The sequence below is a fragment of the Streptomyces sp. NPDC033174 genome (assembly GCF_055577795.1).
In genome coordinates this window covers 701,981-719,610 of sequence record NZ_JBVIPQ010000003.1, presented here as the reverse complement: position 1 = coordinate 719,610, position 17,630 = coordinate 701,981, and the positions used below count along the sequence as shown (strand labels likewise).

The window sequence follows — 17,630 nt, the reverse complement described above, 5'->3', positions numbered from 1 at the left end:
GACGGAGGTTCGGTGCGATCCTGCGCGCATGAACCTCGCTGATGCGCAACTGCGCACCTGGACAATGCGCTTTCTGGCCCTCCTCGCGGCCGACCCCGGAGATCAGCTTGCCTGGCTGGGCGAGCGCGAGGTGGAGACAGGGACCGTCGTTGAGGAGATCGAGCTCCTCTGCCGCATTGCCGAAGGACTTACGGAGCGCGGAACCTTCGAACCCGCGAATCTACGCGACCTTCAGGCGATCGGCCGTCGCCTCGGCGAGATCGATGCCGCCGGTCGCGCCGGTCGCTGGGCCAGCGCCCTGACTTCAGATCCGGCCTGGGACGATATACGGACTCTGGCACGCCAGTTCCTCCTCACCACGCTGGGCGAACGGCGTCAGCCACTGCCACGCCCCGTGCGACCGCACGCCGGGGACCACTGAGAACACCCCTCGCACACTCGAAGTCGGCGTCAGGCTTGTGGATCCAGGCGAACCAGCTCCGACAACGGCGAAGGCCTGTCGGTCGTGGACAGGACCTTGCCGCAGAACTCCGCTTCGATGACATTCACGTAGAGCGATCCATCCTGCAGCCAGTCGCCGTTGACGTTGAAAGTCAGCTGGTGTTTCCCGTCCAGCGTGCCGACCATCGCGGACAGGGAGCCGTTCGTACGGCCGCTCTTGCCCACCACCTTCTCTCCGCAGGACAACTGCGCGAACTCGACACCGAGCCCGTACCCGATCCCGTCCCCCGCACCGACCTCGTCGAACATCTCCTTCATCTGCACGGTGGACAGCAACTGCCCAGTCATCAAGGCATGTTGAAAACGGTTGAGGTCGCCACTGGTGGAGATGACATCACCGGCCGCGCCCAGCCAGGTCATGTTCTGCTCGGTGGCGTCATGGATCTCGGCGTCGGGGCCTTCCTGATGGAGCCGGGAGTAGCCGACGGGGTGCGGGTTCGGCAACTGTGGTGTCGTGCCGGGGAAGGACGTCCCGGTCAGCTTCAGCGGCTTGATGATGCGTCGCTTGACCTCCTGTGCGTACGAATGGCCCGTCGCTTTCTCGATGACCAGCCCGGCGATCACGAAGTTGGTGTTCGAGTACAGCGGAGCCTTCTCCGGATTGGGCCGTGGCGGGTACTTCAGCGCTGTCGCCACGAGTTCCCGGGGCGTATGGGTGTCGTACCGGTGCTCCGGGAAGCCGGGACCGGCGGCATTGTGGATGAATGCGGGATCCGCGGTGTAGTTGGCGATGCCGCTGGTGTGGTTGAGGAGCTGACGCAGAGTGATCTTGTTGCCGTCGTAGCCGTTGCCCTGCACCAAGCCGGGCAGCCACGCCTCGACCGTGTCGTCCAGGCGCAGTCTCCCTTCCGCCTCCAGCTGGAGCAGGACGGTCGCGACGAACGTCTTCGTGATGCTGGCCCCACGGAAGTGATCACCCGGGGAACGCTTACGGCCCGTGCTGGTGTCCGCGTAACCGAATGCCGCGAACCAACTGCCCTTGTGGTCCCGAACCTTGGCGGCCACGCCGGGGAGTCCGCCCTTCTCGACAAGATCACGAAGTGCGGTCCGGGTCGCCTCGTGGCCGCCGCGCTCCGACCGCGCCGCGTGTGCGGACGGGGCGAGTGCCACCACTCCTCCGAATAACGCCACGGCCAGAGGGAGTGAGACGGTGAGTACAGACCGATGCCTCATGGTTTTGTGCCTCCTGGTCATCAAGGGGCAGCGCCTGCTCCCTTGATGCAGATGACGCCAACCATGGGCTTCCGAGTTGAGAGTTCACGATCCCGCTACCGCAGTGCGACCGGGTTCATCGACGGGGAAGACGACGCTGCGCAGCCACGGGTCGGAGGAGCAGATCGCATGTCCGCGAAGGTGGTGTTGACGTCGCCGAAGGCGAAACCATGGTCGGCGGCCCGCTTGGCCGTGACAGCGTTGATGTCGTCGACTGCGGCGTTCAGGGCGGCGCGGGACTTCTCACTGAGACCTGCAGAGCAGCTGCCGTTGCCGGGCATACCGGCGGCTGAAGCTCCGGCCGTCCGCGCAACGGAACCTTTGACATGTCATGCCGATGGTGCCGGAGCCGGGGCCGGGGCCCGCGTACCGGTAGAGGTCGCGCGGGGGGCCGCCGGCCCTGCGCGGACCCGCGCCCGGGAAGCCCTTGCCGGGCGACCTGAGATTCGGCTACTTGAGGACCGTGACGGCAGCCACCAGAACAGCGCTGATGACTGTCAGCGTCGTCGCGAACGCCTTGCCGGACCTGGATACGCATTCGGGCACCGGGCTTCCGCCCCACCGTGTGACAGCGAACGCGGCGCCGGCCACCAGGAACGAGAACACCACCGCCAGGCCGATCGCCATGAGCAACATCGCGGTGTGAGTGACGTTCACGAGTCCCCCTCCAAGGTCTCTTCGTGGATCCGGTGCGGTTTGCACCGGGGCGATTCAACGATCCACCCCCCACTCGCCAGGGCGAGCCGATTGGATGTTGTTCTCACAACAACGTGGGGTTGTCCGGCGAACAACCCCTGTCCGAGGGAGAGATGGCGTGGGGACAGCCAAACGGCCGGGACGGCCATGGGCGAACGCCCGCGGCTCAAGCAAAGAGATCAACGACCTCGTCCAGGTCCTGCGGAGCTGGCTCGACGCCTCCAATGTGTCCGTGACCAAGTTGCACGGACTTCTCACCCAGGAGCACTTCAGCAGCGGCGAGATTCCTCCGTTACGACGCCTACGTGAACAACTCAACGGTGTCGGGCTGACCTGGGAACTCGCCGAAGCCGTTGCGGACGTGTGCTTCCCGGCCGAAACGGGACGGCAGACAGCCGAACGGCTTGACCAGGTCAAGCCGCTGTGGGCCGCTGCTGTCGACGCCCCCACCCCCGCCGGGCCGACGTACGACCTGGTCGAAGCACAGCAGCGAACCATCGCTGCCCTGGAAGAACTGAACCGCGTCCGACAGGCCTACGAGGTCAGTGAACAAGCACGGCAACAGGCTCTACAGGTCGCCACCGTCCTCTTCGCCCTGCTCGGCCAGACGCAGGCGCAAGTCGCCCACCTCACACGGCAGCTGGACGCCATCCGCTCCTCCACCGATCCACGCCCCTACGACGAAGCGAGGGCCGAGAACCGGCTTGGACGGGCGCAGACACAGAGTGAGGATCTCCGCCTGCAGCTCGCACGAGCCGAGGCGGAACGCGACACCGCGCAGCAGGTCGCCGATCACGCGGCCCGTCAGATCAAGACGCTGGAAGACGAGCTGCAGCACTTGCGAGGCAGCGTGGGAGACGCCACCTCGTCGCTGCACGGAACCGGCGTCGAGATCCCCGGCCCTGTAGCCCGTGGTGCGGACGACGCGGCGCTCGACCAGGTTGACGCGACCCTGCGAAAGGCCCGCGATGTCCTGGACCGTGAGCACGAGGCGGTTCAGGAGGCAGCCGAAGAAGTGGGCTGGCGTAGTGCGGAGGTCGTGCAAGGCCCGCCCGCCGACCGAGTCGTCCCCGGCCAAGTCGTACGGAGCGCACCGGACAGCGCTGCGGCCGAACCGCCTGACGGCGAGTTGTTCCGTACAACTACGAACAACCCCGCCACCAGTGGGAATGGGGTCGGCTCGGAAGTCGAGGTCCGGCGAACCGGCGACATCATGCGGTTCGTCGGTGCGGCTACCCGTCGGATCAACCGCGGCATGGACCTGGACGAGATCGTGCTCGGCCTGTGCCGGGCCACCGTGCCGACCTTCTCCGACACGATCCTGGTCTATCTGCGCGACCCCATTCCGGTGGGCGCCGAGCGGCCGGTGAGGCCGTTCGTGCTGCGGCTGCGCCGCACCGACCGGCTCCGTTCAACGGACCTGGGGGGCGGGGAGGTGGTCCCCGTTCCCGACTCCGACCCGGCGCCCGCAGCCGAGCTGTGCGAGGTCCGCGCCGGCGGCGCGCTCGCCGACGTACTGCGCGGAGTGCGTCCGGTCTTCGGCGACTCACCCGCCGCCCAACAGGCGCTGCCCGAGCTGCTCGGCGCCGACCATCCGGTGCCGGGCGGGCGCCGGGCGATCCTCGCCCCACTGCGCGGCCGGCGCCGGGTGATCGGCGCCGCCGTGTTCCTGCGCCGCCCCGAGCGCCCCGGCTTCGAGCCCAACGACCTCCTGGCGGCGGCCCAGCTGGCCACCCACACCGCGCTCAGCATCGACAAGGCCGTGCTGTACGGCCGCGAGGCGTACATCGCCGACGAGCTCCAGCGCACGATGCTGCCGGGCACGCTGCCGCAGCCGACCGGCGTACGGCTCGCGTCGCGCTATCTGCCGGCCGCCGATACCGCCCGGGTGGGCGGCGACTGGTACGACGCGATTCCGCTGCCCGGCAGCCGGGTCGCGCTGGTCGTCGGGGACGTCATGGGGCACTCCATGACCTCCGCCGCGATCATGGGCCAGCTGCGCACTGCCGTGCAGACACTGGCCGGCCTCGGGTTGCCGCCGCACGGTGTACTGAAGCAGCTCGATGAACAGGCGCAGAGGCTCGGCCCGGACCGGATGGCGACCTGCATGTACGCGGTGTACGACCCGATTGCTCAGCGAATCGTCGTAGCAAGTGCCGGGCACCCGCCGCCCGTACTGCTCCACCTTGGGGGTCACGCGGAGGTACTGCGAGTTCCGCCCGGCCCTCCCATCGGTGCGGGCGAGCTCGGGGGTTCGTTCACGGCGGTCGAGCTGGAAGCGCCGACCGGGGCGACGCTGGTGCTCTACACCGACGGACTGGTCGAGTCCCGGCTGCGGGACGCGTGGACGGGGATCGAGCAGCTGCGGGAGCGCCTCGCGGTGACGGGGCAGCTGACCGGCCCGGATTACTCGCCGCGGCTGGAGACGCTGTGCGACGACGTCCTGGACATGCTCGGCCCGGGTGACCGGGACGACGACGTCGCGCTGCTCGCGGCCCGGCTCGACGGGATCGCGTCCAGTGCCGTGGCGTACTGGTTCCTGGCGACGGAGGAGGCGTCACCGGGCCGGGCACGGCGTCTGGCCCGGCAGGCGCTCGCCGACTGGGGCCTGGAGGAGCTCTCGGAGTCGGTCGAGCTGCTGATCAGCGAGGTTGTGACGAACGCGGTGCGCCACGCGGAGCGGCCAGTGAGTGTGCGGCTCTTCAAGGCGGACGCCCTGCGTTGCGAGGTGGGCGACGACTCCCCGTATCTGCCTGTGCGGGTGTGGCCGCGGGACAGCGATGAGAGCGGGCGCGGACTTGCCGTGGTCGATGCGCTGGCCAAGCGATGGGGAGCTGACGCTACGTTCCGGGGCAAGGTGGTCTGGTTCGAACTGGACTTGCCCCTCGAACATGTCAAGCACTAGGACCTGTCTGACGAATGATCATTGGCTAGCGGCTTCCCGGCGTCCAGCGGTAGAGTGACGCCGCTTCACCTCCCCGGGCAGAGACCCGGAAGACGAGGTGTCGGCGAATGCAGAGGTGGAGGCTCGTGTGGCCGGGCGACGGACCGAGTTGGTAGACCTGCCGGTTTCCTTCGAGCGACCCCTGCGCCTCTTCACGTACATCGTCGGGCACAGTCAGGTGCTGTTTCGTGGTGAGCCGGACACCAACGCCGGGCTGCCGACCACCTTGGAGCTTCTGTTCACGGATGTCGGCGCACTCTCGATCCGCGATCACTACCAGTCGCTCACCATACGGCCGGCCTCCGGACTGGAGGAGGAACAACTACGGGCTGCGGATCCGCGCCCTTGGCACGACTGGCGCGCATTCATTCTGGAGGCCGGGCCCGGCAGCAACGGCCACGTGATCGCCGGCGGGGTGTTCTGGGCGGAGAGCTCCGCCCCTGCCAGTTACAGCAGTTTCCTGATACCTAGCTACGATCTGCCTCAGTTCTGCCCTGATCGGCCGCTGCCATCCGAGCCGGCCACCATCTACACCACCTATCCACGGCATTGAACCTGCCCAATAATTGATCTTGTGGTGGTCGTGCCGAGCTGACGGATGCGGCGTGGGAGCGCATGGCGCCCCTCATTGCCGGGAGCCGGAGCAGGGCCACACGCGTGGGCGCGCGGTCTCTGCTGGGACAGATGAACGAGGCCTCGCGCACGACGATCCGCCCAGCAGGACAGAGATGGCCATACTGGACGCGGTCGAGCGGCTGAACCCAGCTCCCCCACTCTGGCCGGCCCTGCGGCCGAGAGCCACGTCGCCGGACACATCTGTCCCGGACCGATGACGAGCGTGGCCGGCGCTCGCAGCACTGCCGCGCTGACCGTCTGTGCGCGCAGTCAGGCGGGGGCGTTCCAGGCGGTCGTCAGCCCGTCCAGCCATGCGGGCGGCAGTTCCGCGACGTCCCACTCCTCCCTCAGCGCCTGCGGCGCGGCGACGAGCCGCTCCAGCACGGCAACGCTCGTGGCGGAGTGGAGAAGCGAATACCGGCCGTGCACCGTGATGGGGCTGCCCGGCCCGAATGCCGCGAACAGCCGCTCCAGCCGGGCGCGGTGGACAGCGGCAAACTCCGTCAGCCGCCCGGCGTACCCTGCCCGCTGCCGGAGGCTCATGGTGGCGAGGACGGCGGCGAGCACCTCCTCGGTCACCTCCGGATCCAGCTCCGAGGCCACGGTGAACGACAGGTACAGCGGGGTGAGCGCCACCCGCGCCCGCTCCACCTCCATACGCCCGGCCCGCGGACGCTCGCCGGCCTCGTCCGGCCGGCCCTTCGGCCCTACAACCCGTAGAAGATGCCGCTCGGCAACGGCGCCGAGCTTTTCCAGGAGGTCCCCGGCACCGTCGAGCCATCCCGATTCGTACGCCTCGCCCTTGTCCCCCGGCGCGCTCCGGCCATCGCCGCTCAGCTCGTCGTACACACGAGCCAGTGCACCCGCCTCGACGAGCCCGATCAGTTCCCGCGCGTCATCGGAAGGGACCCCCGCCCGCGCGAGAAGCTGCAGCAGCGTCGTCCTCGCGTTGTCGACGCTGACCTCGTCCGGCCACTGCCGTCCCTCGTCGACCGCGCTCATCGGGTCCTCCTCGTCATGCGGGTAGTGCGGTGTGTGCAAGAAGATCCTCCCTTCAACGGTGCAACGCCTCACAGCTGGGTTGTGCTCCCCAGCGGTGCAGCATGAGGCGCAGGAGACCAGAACCGGGATCCCTCACCCATCCCTCGGCGCGCATCGTCAAGTTCACGTATGCCCTTTCCACTCAGTGCGCGGCCCTGACAACCTCTTACGGACCGTTTTGGTTGGCCCGTCCGGCCAGGTCAGTGGTCAGGGGTCACTCGTTGGGCCGAGCGGCCGACGGCCTCCAGGACGGCAGGACGCCCTCGTTGTCCGGCGCCTGGGCCGCCCGCGAGCCGCACGGACTCGGATGCTCAGTCAGGGCCCCGGCGGATTCGGGGCAGCGTGCCAAGGCAGCAGGGCGCGGGCGACGGCGGCCGGGAGGGCGGCGGCAGGCGGGCTGACAGCACCGGCGTCGACGTGGTGGACGGTAGTCCGGAGTATGCGTTGAAGCCGTCGGTCCCGGTCCGTCGCCCGGGTCCGCGCAGCTGTCCCCCGCCGGCCGGGAGGGGAGCGGTGAGGCGGGTAAGGACAGCCACCGGCGCCTCGGCGTCCGCCGAGGACAGGCGTCACTCGCCTGCGGCGAGGAGCTGCCGGGCCCATTTCTTGGTCACTTGAAGGGTCGGGCCCGATGTGCGCCGAGCTCGGGCCGTCTACTGCTCGCATCATGGTGGGGATGGTTCAGCACGACTGGTGCGCGGCACCAGCGCCAGGCCCCGGCGGGATCGGCTCGGGGTCTTGGAGCGTGGGCCGGGACAGGGTGTGCAGATCCAGACCGTGCTTGGCACCGTCGCCCTCCTCCTCGAGGAGGGGGAAGCCTCCCTCCCTACTGGTCGGCGTCAGCCGTCGCGCCGCAGGGTCCGTTGCCCTCGTCGGGCAGGTGAAGGACGCCGAGTCGCTCAGGCGCACGATCTCGTGCCCGGCGAGCAGCCCTGGCTGCGTAGCACGCTCGCACCGTGGTGACGTGGGCTCCGCGTCCAGCCTGGAATCCAAGATCGATTGTCAGTGGTGGGTGAGACGATAGAAGCATCGAGTCGGAAATGAGGGGGAGCTGTCATGTCCGGAAACCAGAACTACATCAATCACGTTGCTCTTGTATTGGATGCCAGTTCGTCCATGTCACACCTGAGCCGCAAGGTCGTCGAAGTCGCCGACCAGCAGATTGCATATCTGGCCCGCAGGTCAGAGGAACTGGACCAGGAAACCCGCGTGACGGTGTACGTCTTCGCGGACAAGGTGGAGTGCGTCATCTACGACAAGGACGTGCTGCGGATGCCGTCCCTGAAGCAGCTGTACCGGGTCGGTGGAATGACGGCTCTGCTGGCGGCCGCGCTGAAGTCGCAGCAGGAGTTGGCCCAGACGGCTCAACTGTACGGCGACCACAGCTTCCTGACGTTCGTTCTGACTGACGGACAGGAGAACGCAAGTCATCGCTGCCCGGATGCCCCTACCAGGAACGCACGTGAACTGGTTGAGGCCGTGGCGAAGATGGTCGAGACGCAGGAGGACAACTGGACGCTGGCCGTCCTCGTGCCGGACCAGATGGGCAAGCGCGAGGCCATGCAGTGCGGTTTCCCGAAGAACAACATCGCCATCTGGGACGCCACGAGCACACAGGGTCTTGAGGAAGCCGGGCAAGTCATTCAGCAGGCCACCGAAAAATTCATGGTGGGCCGCACCCAGGGAATCCGGGGATCGCGGGCGGTATTCTCCACGGGTGCCGAGACTGTCAACAAGGACACCATCAAGGCAGCCGGTCTCACCCCGGTGAATCCGTCCGAGTACCAGCTGATCCCGGTGGCTCGTGACGCGGCGATACGGGACTGGGCCATCGAATCCGGACACACCTACCGCACCGGTTGTGCGTTCTATCAGCTGAGCAAGTCGGAGAAGATCCAGGCGCAGAAGCAGATCGCGGTGCTGGAGAAGAAGACGGACCGGGTGTACACGGGGCCGGAAGCCCGAGCCCTGCTCGGCCTGCCGAGCACGGAAGTTCGCGTCAAGCCGGACCACAACGACGACTTCACGATCTTCGTACAGAGCACCAGTGTGAACCGGAAGCTCGTACCGCACACGCGGCTGCTGCTCATGATCTGACCCCTCGAAGAGCCTTCCCCGACACGAAGACTGGAGGGCGCGGGCTGACGCTGAGGTGCCGCTGAACGCAGCGGCACAGCAGGTTCTGGAGAGACATCGCTGAGGCAGGCGCACCCGGGGATGTGCTGAAGGGCGAGACCCAGCAGGTGGCCGCTTCTTGCTCGGTGGAAGTGGTGGAACACTCCAAGACCGGCTCGTGATCATTGTCCCTGGCAGGGCCACTGCTTGCGCGCGTGCTGGCGCAGACTTGCAGGGCGCGGTGGCCCGGCCGGCCGCCGCGCCCCTGTCCCGGCCGACCCAAGGACTACCCTCGTGAACGAGCGCGTTCTCACCCCCCGCAACCGGGGCTTCCTCTTCCTCGACTCCCACCCGGCGGGCTGCCGGCAGCTGGTGGCCGACATGTGGCGGGAATGCCCCGCCCCTGTCGTCGTGCCGGAGGGCGACGGGCCGGTCGCGCTGGTCATCGGCTCCTCCGCCGGATACGGTCTCGCGGCCACGCTCGCCGGGCTCAAGCGCGCCGGTATCCGCGGTATCGCGGTGTCCTTCGAGAAAGCCCCCACCGTGCGGCGTACCGCGACGGCCGGCTGGTACCGCACCGCCGCCACCGCCGACATCGCCCGCACCGCCGGACGGGACCTGGTTTTCCTCAACGGCGACGCGTTCTCCGACACGATGAAGGACCAGGTCGCCGATCTCATCGAGCAGCGTTTCGGCGGTCGGCTGGACTACCTGATCTACTCGGTGGCCGCGCCCCGGCGCACCGACCCCGCCACCGGTACCACCTACGCCTCGGTCCTCAAGCCGATCGGTCAGGCGAACCGCACCAAGACCCTCGTCTTCGACGACGAGGGTGTTCCCGAGGTCCGCGAGGTGGAGACCGGGCCGGCCGAGGGCGACGACGTGGAGCAGACCGTGGCCGTGATGGGCGGCGCGGACTGGGAGCGCTGGATCGACCACCTCGCCGGGCGGGGACTGCTCGCCGACAAGTTCGCCACCGCCGCGCTGTCCTACATCGGCTCGTCGCTGACGGCTGCGATATACCGACAGGGCACCATCGGCGCGGCCAAGGCCCATCTGGAGGCCACCGCCCGCATCCTGAACGAGCGCCTCGACAAGACGGTGGGCGGGCGGGCCGTGACGTCCGTCAACGGCGCCGCCGTCACCCAGTCCTCCACCGCGATCCCCGGCATCGCCCTGTACACCGGCCTGCTGCGCGGCGTCCTCGGAGAGGACCTCGTCCCGCCTATCCGCCAACTCGCCGCCCTGTGGGACCAGCTCACCGGCGCCGCCCCGCTCGCCCTGGACGATGAGGGCCGCATCCGTCTGGACACCTTCGAACTGACCGACGACGTCCAGGCGGCCGTTGCCAAACGCTGGGAGACCGCCACCACGGCGACCATTGCCGACCTGGCCGACCTCGACTGGTTCCGCGCTGAGGTCCGACGCCTCTACGGATTCTCCGTGCGCGGCATCGACTACACCGCGCCGGTCGCGACCGACGTCCCCTGGCCCGACCACACTGCGTGAGGAAGGACGCCGACGACGCAGGGCGACACCGCGGGCCATCAGCGATGCGAGCGGATCCATCGCGCCCGACGTCGAGTACGTACGCCATGCCTACCGGCAGGACCAGGGACTCGCCCCGTTGGGACGGCACCTGGCACCACGCCCCCGGCCTCGTGTTCGCCTTCTCCATCCCAGAAACCGGCGTTCGCCGCTGCGCCGAGAAAACACGCCAAGGCAATTGCCGCCGCACCGCTACGCCCCATCATCACGCCCCCTCGAAGGAATCCGTGGCACAACCCGATTCCCGCGGACCCGGGGCTACTGATGTGACGACGAGCGGCGTGGCCGGGCTTCTTCCGCGAGCAGGGCGAGTGCCGTCCGGCGGGGCAGGGTACGGAGGGCCGCGGTGAGGACGCGACTCGCGAAGCCGGGCAGGACCGCCGGCCGGTGACGCCGGCGCAGAGCCGCCAGCGCTCGGGCAGCGACCGCGTCGGGGTGCTGGACCAGCCAGGAGGGGGTCGCGTCGTGCAGGCCGGGGCGGGTGGCGGTGGGGCCCGGGCAGAGGGCGGCCACGTACACGCCGCGCTCCTGGTGCTCGTACCACAGGGTCTGCGAGAAGGAGGTGACGAATGCCTTGGTCGCGCTGTAGACGGCTTCGTCCGGTTTGGGGCTGAAGCCAAGGGTGGAGGAGACGTTGAGCAGGGCGGCGCCTGGCTGTGCCGTGCCGAGGAAGGCGTGGGCGAGGCTGATGACCGCCTCGCAGTTGAGGCGGGTCACCGCGAGATGCTCGTCGAGCGGAACGTCGTGGAAGGGACCGTGGCGGATGGTGCCGGCGTTGTTGACCAACAGGTCGTAGGGAGGGCCGGTGGTGAGCTCCGCCGCGACCCTGCGCAGGCCCGCAGGTGTGGCGAGATCGGCGGTGACGGAGCGGTGGCCCCGATCCCCTTCCCGCTGGCCGGCTGTCAGCGCGACCATCAGTTCGTCCAGGCGGTGCGGGGTGCGGGCGACGGCGGTCACGGCGTGCCCTTCGGCGGCGAGGGCGAAGGCCAGGGCGCGGCCGATGCCTTCGGTGGCGCCGGTGACCAGGGCGCGGGGGCGGGCCGGGCTCACTGCTCGGCTTTCGGCGCCGTCGCGGGCGCGTACAGGAACGAGAGGCGTTCCATGACGTTCTGGCGCTTGGTGTTGTGGAAGGCGGCGATACGCCACACGCCGTCGACGCCCCGGACCAGGGTGTACGTCTGCACCTTGGACAGCTCGCCGTCCGCGGGCCGACTGCCGGTGTAGTCGTCGCCGCGGCCGGTCAGTATCGCCGCGTCCTTGCCGAGGAATCGCAGGTTGAGGTAAGTGCCCGCCAGTTTGGTGCCCTTGACGAATTCCTGGAAAAGCGCGCGGTGGCCCTCGGTGATGTCGGTCCTGCCCTCGTAGTGGCTGCCGACGTACGTGGTGTAGGTGGCGTCTTCGGTGAACTGGCGTCCGTACGCGTCGGCGTCGCCGCGGTTCCATGCGCCGGTGAGTGCCTCGAGGGTGGCGCAGATCGCCGCGCCGTCGGCCGGGTTGGCGCCGGCGGGGACGACCTCCGCGCAGGAGGACTCGCCGACGTGCCGAATCCCGGAGGTGGTGTCGAGATAAAGGTAGGTACCTGCCGCGCCGAGAGCGACAACAGCGGCAGCCCCGAGCGCAACACGCTTCATCGTGCGCCGGCGTCCGGGCGCGACGGTGCCGGACTTGGAGGGGGCGGCAGTGGGAGTCCGAAGGGTCATGGGGTGCCTCTTCCTCGTTTCGATAACAGGCGACAGCGCCGCCCGTTGACCAGGCCGTGCAATAGCTGCACACATGCATTATCTGCACACGCGCAGATAATGTGCAAGGGCAGGTAACCTTGGAGCATCAACGGCACCACGGTGATGAAGAGGGACGGACCATGACTGATGCGCGGCAGGACAAGCAGACGAGCGCCGGAGCGGACGCCGCGGCGAGCCCGGAAGGTGAATCGGCAATGCGGGACGCCCGCCGGGCCGTCTTCCGCGACTACATCGACGCTGTCGGACTCCACGGTCTGGCCGGGGCCGAAGCGGCCGGGCTTCAGGCATCGGAGTGGTACGCGCTCAGCCGAATCACCCTGGCAGGCGGGCTGACTTCCGGGGAACTGGCGGTCGGAACCGGTCTGACGACGGGTGCCACCACCCGCCTCATCGACCGCCTGGAACGCGCCGGTTACGTACGGCGCACCACCGACCCCGCCGACCGGCGCAAGGTAGTCGTCGAAGCCGTACCCGGTTCCCTCGCGGCCATCGAGCGCGTGGTGGCACCCGCCCGCCGCCGCGTTGCCGACGTTCTCGCCGACTACACCCCCGAACAACTCGACCTGCTCTTCGACTACTTCACCCGCGCGACACCCGCCTTCCGCGAGGCGACAGAGCAGATCCGGACCGCGTCACGCGGCCGGCAGAACCAGCCCGGCTCCTAGTCCTCGAAGCGCAGCGCAACACCGACGGCCCGGGACTCCCGCGGAGCCCCGTTCCCCGACCCCTCGAACACCCCCTGCCGCTGCGCCTTGCCCGCAGATCGGCCCTGCCCGTTCGAGCACCCGCCACCCGCGCACGGTGGGCTGTCACCGGCGACCACGACGCCCCGCCCACCGCGGACGCCCCATCGCCGCCTGCCGCAGGCACGTGATCCCGTGGGCGGCGGGCCGCGGAAGCCGTCGCCCACCAGCGCACGGTGCAGGCCGGCCGCGGCTCACCGGCCCGGGCTCAGTCCTCCACCGATGTCCCACCTCGGCGCCCGCAAGCGCGCTACCGGGGCTGCCTGTGCCGCGCGCATGGGGCGTGGCACCGTAACCACGCACCGCCTTGATCGTTTCTCGCAACGTCGGCGTCCGGTTCGACGGCCCACACATCCAGACATCACATCCGGCGCAGGTCCTGCTCTTACCCGGCGGGCGTTGTGCCGTTGCGGAGAGGAACACCCTGGTGAGCGGCTGGATGACGATCGGTCTCGGGGCCGCCGCCGTGCTGTGCCCGGTATCCGGCCACTCCGGCGCGCTGGTCGTCGTCGACCACTCGCACGCCGCGTCGCACATGGTGGTGTGTGCGGGGAACGCCTGGGTCACTGTCGATCACGCATCGGTCGAGCCCACACCCACGGCACCCCCGGCGACACCACCCCCGACACCTGATCCGTCGCCGCCCCTCGCGCCCTCCGTACGACCGACCGCGCCGGCCGGGCACCAGGTGGCGTCACCCGCGCCGCCGGCCGCCGCTCCCACACCCGGCCGTGCACTGGCCCCGCACACGGCGCCGCCGCCGGTCGCCCGCGCTGACACGCCGTCACCGGACGTACCGCCACGAGCCGTAGCGCCGCAGCCCGCGGGCCCGGCGCCGGGGTTCCGCTGGACTCCGCGTTTCCGCTACGGCGGTCGCTCGTCGCGCCCGGCGCCCGTCGGTCTGCCGATGACGACGACGGCCACCGTCGTGACCATCCCGGCGATCCTGGCGGCCGCGGCCCTGCGCCCCGGCTCCCGGCGCCGCGGCCAGAACGGCTGAACGTGGTCGGAACGGCTGAACGACTGCTCCTCCTCCCCTCATCCCCCCGCGTCCGCTTTGGAGTTGTGCTGTGCCGGAATGGCTGATCTACACCCTGGCCTCGGTCCTGGTATGCGCCCTCGTGGTCACCGCCACGGTCATGCGTCACCGCAGGGCCGCCGTCGACGAGGACACCTCCGAGACCCCGGACGTCCTCGAGTACATGGTGATGATGGTGGGCGTCGTCTACGCCATCGTCCTGGGGCTCGCCATCGCCGGTGTCTGGGAGGCCCGCGGCGCGGCGGAGGACACCGTCCAGCGCGAGGCCCAGGCGCTGTACGAGATCGACCAGCGCCTGGACGTCTACCCCGCCGCATTCCGCGAGCACGTCCGGGACCGGATCCACGCCTACGCCCGCCACGCCGTCACCAGCGAGTGGCCGGCACTGAAGAACGACGACGAGGTCGACGCCAAGGGAGCCGGTCTTCTCAAGGAGATCCGCACGGACCTCGCCCACCACACGCCCAGCGACGAACTGCAGGCCCAGGCCTATCAGCCACTGCTGGACCAGGTCGCCGCTGCCGACGACGCCCGTCACCAGCGCCTGGACACGGGCGGGTCGACCCTGCCGGGGGTGGTGTGGTTCGGCCTGATCGCCGGAGGCGCGGTCACCCTCGGACTCATCTACACCCTGCAGATCCGGCGCTCACCACGAGAACTGCTCCTGGCCACGACGTTCAGCGCCCTGATCGTGTTCCTGCTGTTCCTGGTGTGGAGCTTCGACGCCCCCTTCGGGCACGCGGGCAACGACACCGCCCAGCCTCTGCAGCAGCTCTTCACCGCCGACTCCTGACACCACCTCTTCTGGGCGTCGCGGGCATCCTGTCGGCCGCGCGAGCCGGCGGGAATCGCTCCGTGGGCCGAAAGAGCTCCGAGGTACGGCGGCGGCGTGCGCTCAGGAGGTGTGGGGAAAGCCGGTCCGCCCCTCGTCGCCGTCGGCCGATCCAGCTCTGGCAAGATCGTCGTCACGTCGAGGATCCGGCCGTGCGGGCACCCGCCCCGGCCGGGCGACGGTGATGGCAACGGGGAAAGTGAGGATGAGATGCGTACGTGGACGCGCGCCGTTCCGGCGGTGGCGGGCGCTCTGGCGCTGGCCGTGGCACTGACCGGCTGCAATGACATGGACTCAGGGAAGAAGCGCGGCAGCTCCGGCGCCCGTTCGGACGAGTCGGACGAGTCGGACGAGTCGGACGAGAAGAGGACCTTCCGTCTGGGCGAGGCCAGTCCGGAGCGGGAAAGCGACATGCAGAAGTCGTCGGGCGCCATGTACACGGTCACACCCACCAAGGTGGAGACAGGTACCAAGGCCGACATGGACAACTCCGGCCTGAAGAAGGACGAGAAGGACGGGCCCCAGATCCCCGTCTACGTCTGGTCGACGCTCACCCACAAGAGCGGCAAGGCCATGGAGGTCGGCGACATGGACGACGACCTGGTCGTCCGTACGGACAAGGGCCAGCGCACCCGTGCGCTCATCGTCCTGATGGGTGAGGCGAAGTGGCCCGGCTGCCCGCCGTCGGACAGCGAGAAGCAGCTGAACCCGGGCCAGTCGGAGAAGATCTGCACCGCCTTCCTCATCCCGGAGGGCCAGAAGGCGGCGGCGGTGGAACTGACCCGGGGCTTCTACAAGGAACCGCTGGAGTGGCCGGTCAAGAACTGACCGTCCGGCCCCGGACCCACTGCGGACCCACTGCGTCGGCGCCTCACCGGCGGGCCGGCCGGCGCAACGACCACGGACCTCTTCCCGGCCCGCGCCGGGAAGAGGTCCGTGGGTTGTGACCGGCTACTTCACGCTGACCGCACCCCACGCCGCGGCGACCGTCTTGGCCTCCGCGCCGTCGGCGCCGTACAGGTCGCCGGCGGCCTTCAGCGTCGCCTCGCGGGCGCCCTTGTAGTCGGTCGTCGAGGTCATGTACGCGGTGAGGGCCTTGTACCAGATCTTGTAGGCCTTCTCCCGGCCGATCCCGGTGACCGTCGAGCCGTCGGCGGTCGGGGAGTCGTACTCGACGCCGTTGATCGTCTTCTTGCCGCTGCCCTCGGACAGCAGATAGAAGAAGTGGTTGGCGATGCCGGAGGAGTGGTGGACGTCGACGTCGCCCGCGCCGGTCTTCCAGGCGTCCAGGGACTGCCCGTCCTTGCTGGGCTTGTCCATGTAACGCAGTGGCGTGCCGTCGCCGCGTATGTCGACCTTCTCGCCGATGAGGTAGTCACCGACGTCTTCCTTGTTGGCGGCGAAGAACTCGACCGAGGTGCCGAGGATGTCGCTGGTCGCCTCGTTGAGCCCGCCGGACTCGCCCGCGTACTCGAGCTTGGCGGTCGCGGCGGTCAGGCCGTGGGTCATCTCGTGGCCGGCGACGTCGATCGAGGTGAGCGGCTTCTTGTCGCCGTCGCCGTCGCCGTACGTCATGCAGAAGCAGCTGTCGTCCCAGAAGGCGTTGACGTACGCCTTGCCGTAGTGGACCCGCGAGTAGGCGGCCTTGCCGTCGCCCGCGATGCCGTTGCGCTGGAGCTCCGCCTTGTAGAAGTCCCAGGTGAGCGCGGCGCCGTAGGCGGCGTCGACGCCGGCGGTCTGCGGGTCGTCCGCCTTGCCGCTGCCCCAGGTGTCGTCGGCGTCGTTGAAGAGGGTTCCGGTGCCGTTCTGACCGTGGTCGAGGTTGTAGGTCTTGTGGCCGCCGCGCTCGCCGTCGGCGAGGTCGAAGCCGGAACCGCCCTTGGTGCTCCCGACCGTGACCGCACCGCTGTACTGGCTGGTGCCGCTGCCGGTCTCGATCGCCTCGTACTGGTGCAGCTTCCGGCCGGTGGCCGCGTCCGTGATGACGTGGAGCCTGCTGGGCGTACCGTCCTTCTGCACGCCGGTCCTGACCGTCTCGAAGGCGAGGACGGGCTTGCCGTGGCGCGCCCAGATCACCTTGCGGGCGCCGGCCGCGGCGCGGCGCTCGGTGGCCGTGGTGGCCACCGATATGCGCGCGTCGTTCGCCTTGTCGACGCCCTTGAGCGAGCCGTTCTTCGCGGTGTGCGTCACGAGGTCGCCGCCGAGCACGGGCAGCCCGGCGTAGGTGCGCTCGTAGCGCGTGTGCACCGTGCCGTCGGCATCCCTGATCACGTCACGGACGATCAGCTTCTCCTGCGCTCCGAGGCCGAGCTTTCCGGCGGCCGAAGGAGCGTCGTCCTGGGCCGACTTGATGGCCTCGGCGCGCGCGGACGCGCTCGTGGGGGTGAGGCCGGGACCGTCCGCCCGCGCGGGCGCGGGGTTCGCGGAAGCGGTCTGTACGCCGACGACGACCATGGCGGCCGTGGCTACGAGGGCAGCGCTGCGCCGGGTGTACTTGTGGGGAGTCATGCGATCTCCATCGCTCGTCCTGTGGGGGGTTGACGGCAGCGAGCGTCCCACCAAATGAACGAATTTGACGGAGTGCCAACAAATACCTCACAAGTCT

Annotated in this window: 15 protein-coding genes and 1 pseudogene; 9 read left to right on the top strand and 7 right to left on the bottom strand. The window is 69.1% G+C overall.

All coding sequences use genetic code 11. The features are described 5' to 3' along the window. Positions 1 to 28 precede the first annotated feature (28 nt). Positions 29 to 421 carry a hypothetical protein gene (locus ACZ5VC_RS13395; RefSeq protein ID WP_469120181.1) on the top strand — a complete coding sequence of 131 codons (393 nt, stop codon included), beginning with the start codon at positions 29 to 31 and terminating at the stop codon, positions 419 to 421. Positions 422 to 450: 29 nt separating this feature from the next. Here the strand turns inward: ACZ5VC_RS13395 and ACZ5VC_RS13390 are convergent, their stop codons facing one another. From ACZ5VC_RS13390 to ACZ5VC_RS13380, 3 genes and pseudogenes are all read right to left on the bottom strand, one after another. Next, positions 451 to 1,674 carry a serine hydrolase domain-containing protein gene (locus ACZ5VC_RS13390; protein ID WP_469120180.1) on the bottom strand — a complete coding sequence of 408 codons (1,224 nt, stop codon included), beginning with the start codon at positions 1,672 to 1,674 and terminating at the stop codon, positions 451 to 453. 84 nt (positions 1,675 to 1,758) lie between these two features. After that, positions 1,759 to 1,985, bottom strand: a pseudogene (locus tag ACZ5VC_RS13385) (lipase); the annotation flags it as partial. 178 nt (positions 1,986 to 2,163) lie between these two features. After that, complete coding sequence (locus ACZ5VC_RS13380) at positions 2,164 to 2,370, bottom strand: hypothetical protein (protein ID WP_469120179.1); 207 nt, start codon at positions 2,368 to 2,370, stop codon at positions 2,164 to 2,166. Between the two features lie 877 nt (positions 2,371 to 3,247). Between ACZ5VC_RS13380 and ACZ5VC_RS13375 the strand changes: the two genes are divergently transcribed. Together ACZ5VC_RS13375 and ACZ5VC_RS13370 are read left to right on the top strand one after the other, a co-directional pair. Further along, positions 3,248 to 5,314, top strand: coding sequence for an ATP-binding SpoIIE family protein phosphatase (locus ACZ5VC_RS13375; RefSeq protein WP_469120230.1), 2,067 nt, complete (start codon positions 3,248 to 3,250; stop codon positions 5,312 to 5,314). 127 nt (positions 5,315 to 5,441) lie between these two features. Then, complete coding sequence (locus ACZ5VC_RS13370) at positions 5,442 to 5,906, top strand: hypothetical protein (RefSeq protein WP_469120178.1); 465 nt, start codon at positions 5,442 to 5,444, stop codon at positions 5,904 to 5,906. 332 nt (positions 5,907 to 6,238) lie between these two features. On the opposite strand, the gene ACZ5VC_RS13365 is transcribed toward ACZ5VC_RS13370, so the two are convergent. Next, positions 6,239 to 7,009, bottom strand: coding sequence for a hypothetical protein (locus tag ACZ5VC_RS13365; RefSeq protein ID WP_469120177.1), 771 nt, complete (start codon positions 7,007 to 7,009; stop codon positions 6,239 to 6,241). 1,053 nt (positions 7,010 to 8,062) lie between these two features. On the opposite strand from ACZ5VC_RS13365, the gene ACZ5VC_RS13360 reads away from it, so the two are divergent. Both ACZ5VC_RS13360 and fabV read left to right on the top strand, forming a co-directional pair. Next, the gene (locus ACZ5VC_RS13360; RefSeq protein WP_469120176.1) at positions 8,063 to 9,103 is read left to right on the top strand and encodes a vWA domain-containing protein; all 1,041 of its coding nucleotides are present in this window, start codon (positions 8,063 to 8,065) and stop codon (positions 9,101 to 9,103) included. A 312-nt stretch (positions 9,104 to 9,415) separates the two neighbouring features. Then, complete coding sequence (gene fabV, locus ACZ5VC_RS13355; RefSeq protein ID WP_469120175.1) at positions 9,416 to 10,630, top strand: enoyl-[acyl-carrier-protein] reductase FabV; 1,215 nt, start codon at positions 9,416 to 9,418, stop codon at positions 10,628 to 10,630. A 297-nt stretch (positions 10,631 to 10,927) separates the two neighbouring features. Here fabV and ACZ5VC_RS13350 read toward each other — a convergent pair whose 3' ends face one another. Beyond that, a complete protein-coding gene (locus ACZ5VC_RS13350) occupies positions 10,928 to 11,719 on the bottom strand; it encodes an SDR family NAD(P)-dependent oxidoreductase (RefSeq protein ID WP_469120174.1) in 792 nt (263 codons plus the stop codon). Beyond that, positions 11,716 to 12,369 carry an SgcJ/EcaC family oxidoreductase gene (locus ACZ5VC_RS13345; RefSeq protein ID WP_469120173.1) on the bottom strand — a complete coding sequence of 218 codons (654 nt, stop codon included), beginning with the start codon at positions 12,367 to 12,369 and terminating at the stop codon, positions 11,716 to 11,718. The genes ACZ5VC_RS13350 and ACZ5VC_RS13345 overlap by 4 nt, the downstream gene beginning before the upstream one ends. Before the next feature lie 161 nt (positions 12,370 to 12,530). Here ACZ5VC_RS13345 and ACZ5VC_RS13340 point away from each other — a divergent pair, with 161 nt between their 5' ends. The 4 genes from ACZ5VC_RS13340 (at position 12,531) to ACZ5VC_RS13325 (ending at position 15,853) form a co-directional block, all read left to right on the top strand. Beyond that, complete coding sequence (locus tag ACZ5VC_RS13340; RefSeq protein ID WP_469120172.1) at positions 12,531 to 13,076, top strand: MarR family winged helix-turn-helix transcriptional regulator; 546 nt, start codon at positions 12,531 to 12,533, stop codon at positions 13,074 to 13,076. Between the two features lie 505 nt (positions 13,077 to 13,581). Next, on the top strand, positions 13,582 to 14,154 hold the full coding sequence (locus tag ACZ5VC_RS13335) for a hypothetical protein (RefSeq protein WP_469120171.1): 573 nt from the start codon (positions 13,582 to 13,584) through the stop codon (positions 14,152 to 14,154). A 70-nt stretch (positions 14,155 to 14,224) separates the two neighbouring features. Further along, positions 14,225 to 14,986, top strand: a complete 762-nt coding sequence (locus tag ACZ5VC_RS13330; RefSeq protein ID WP_469120170.1) for a bestrophin-like domain — start codon at positions 14,225 to 14,227, stop codon at positions 14,984 to 14,986. A 249-nt stretch (positions 14,987 to 15,235) separates the two neighbouring features. Beyond that, positions 15,236 to 15,853 (top strand): hypothetical protein, encoded by a 618-nt coding sequence (locus ACZ5VC_RS13325; RefSeq protein WP_469120169.1) that lies wholly within the window; start codon positions 15,236 to 15,238, stop codon positions 15,851 to 15,853. 123 nt (positions 15,854 to 15,976) lie between these two features. Here ACZ5VC_RS13325 and ACZ5VC_RS13320 read toward each other — a convergent pair whose 3' ends face one another. Further along, positions 15,977 to 17,533 (bottom strand): M4 family metallopeptidase, encoded by a 1,557-nt coding sequence (locus ACZ5VC_RS13320; protein WP_469120168.1) that lies wholly within the window; start codon positions 17,531 to 17,533, stop codon positions 15,977 to 15,979. Positions 17,534 to 17,630 lie beyond the last annotated feature (97 nt).

Bases quoted from the DNA above. Each gene is read 5' to 3' on its own strand.
- ACZ5VC_RS13395 (WP_469120181.1), top strand. From the start codon at position 29: ATGAACCTCGCTGATGCGCAACTGCGCACCTGGACAATGCGCTTTCTG.
- ACZ5VC_RS13390 (WP_469120180.1), bottom strand. From the start codon at position 1,674: ATGAGGCATCGGTCTGTACTCACCGTCTCACTCCCTCTGGCCGTGGCG.
- ACZ5VC_RS13360 (WP_469120176.1), top strand. From the start codon at position 8,063: ATGTCCGGAAACCAGAACTACATCAATCACGTTGCTCTTGTATTGGAT.
- ACZ5VC_RS13345 (WP_469120173.1), bottom strand. From the start codon at position 12,369: ATGACCCTTCGGACTCCCACTGCCGCCCCCTCCAAGTCCGGCACCGTC.
- ACZ5VC_RS13340 (WP_469120172.1), top strand. From the start codon at position 12,531: ATGACTGATGCGCGGCAGGACAAGCAGACGAGCGCCGGAGCGGACGCC.
- ACZ5VC_RS13325 (WP_469120169.1), top strand. From the start codon at position 15,236: ATGCGTACGTGGACGCGCGCCGTTCCGGCGGTGGCGGGCGCTCTGGCG.
- ACZ5VC_RS13320 (WP_469120168.1), bottom strand. From the start codon at position 17,533: ATGACTCCCCACAAGTACACCCGGCGCAGCGCTGCCCTCGTAGCCACG.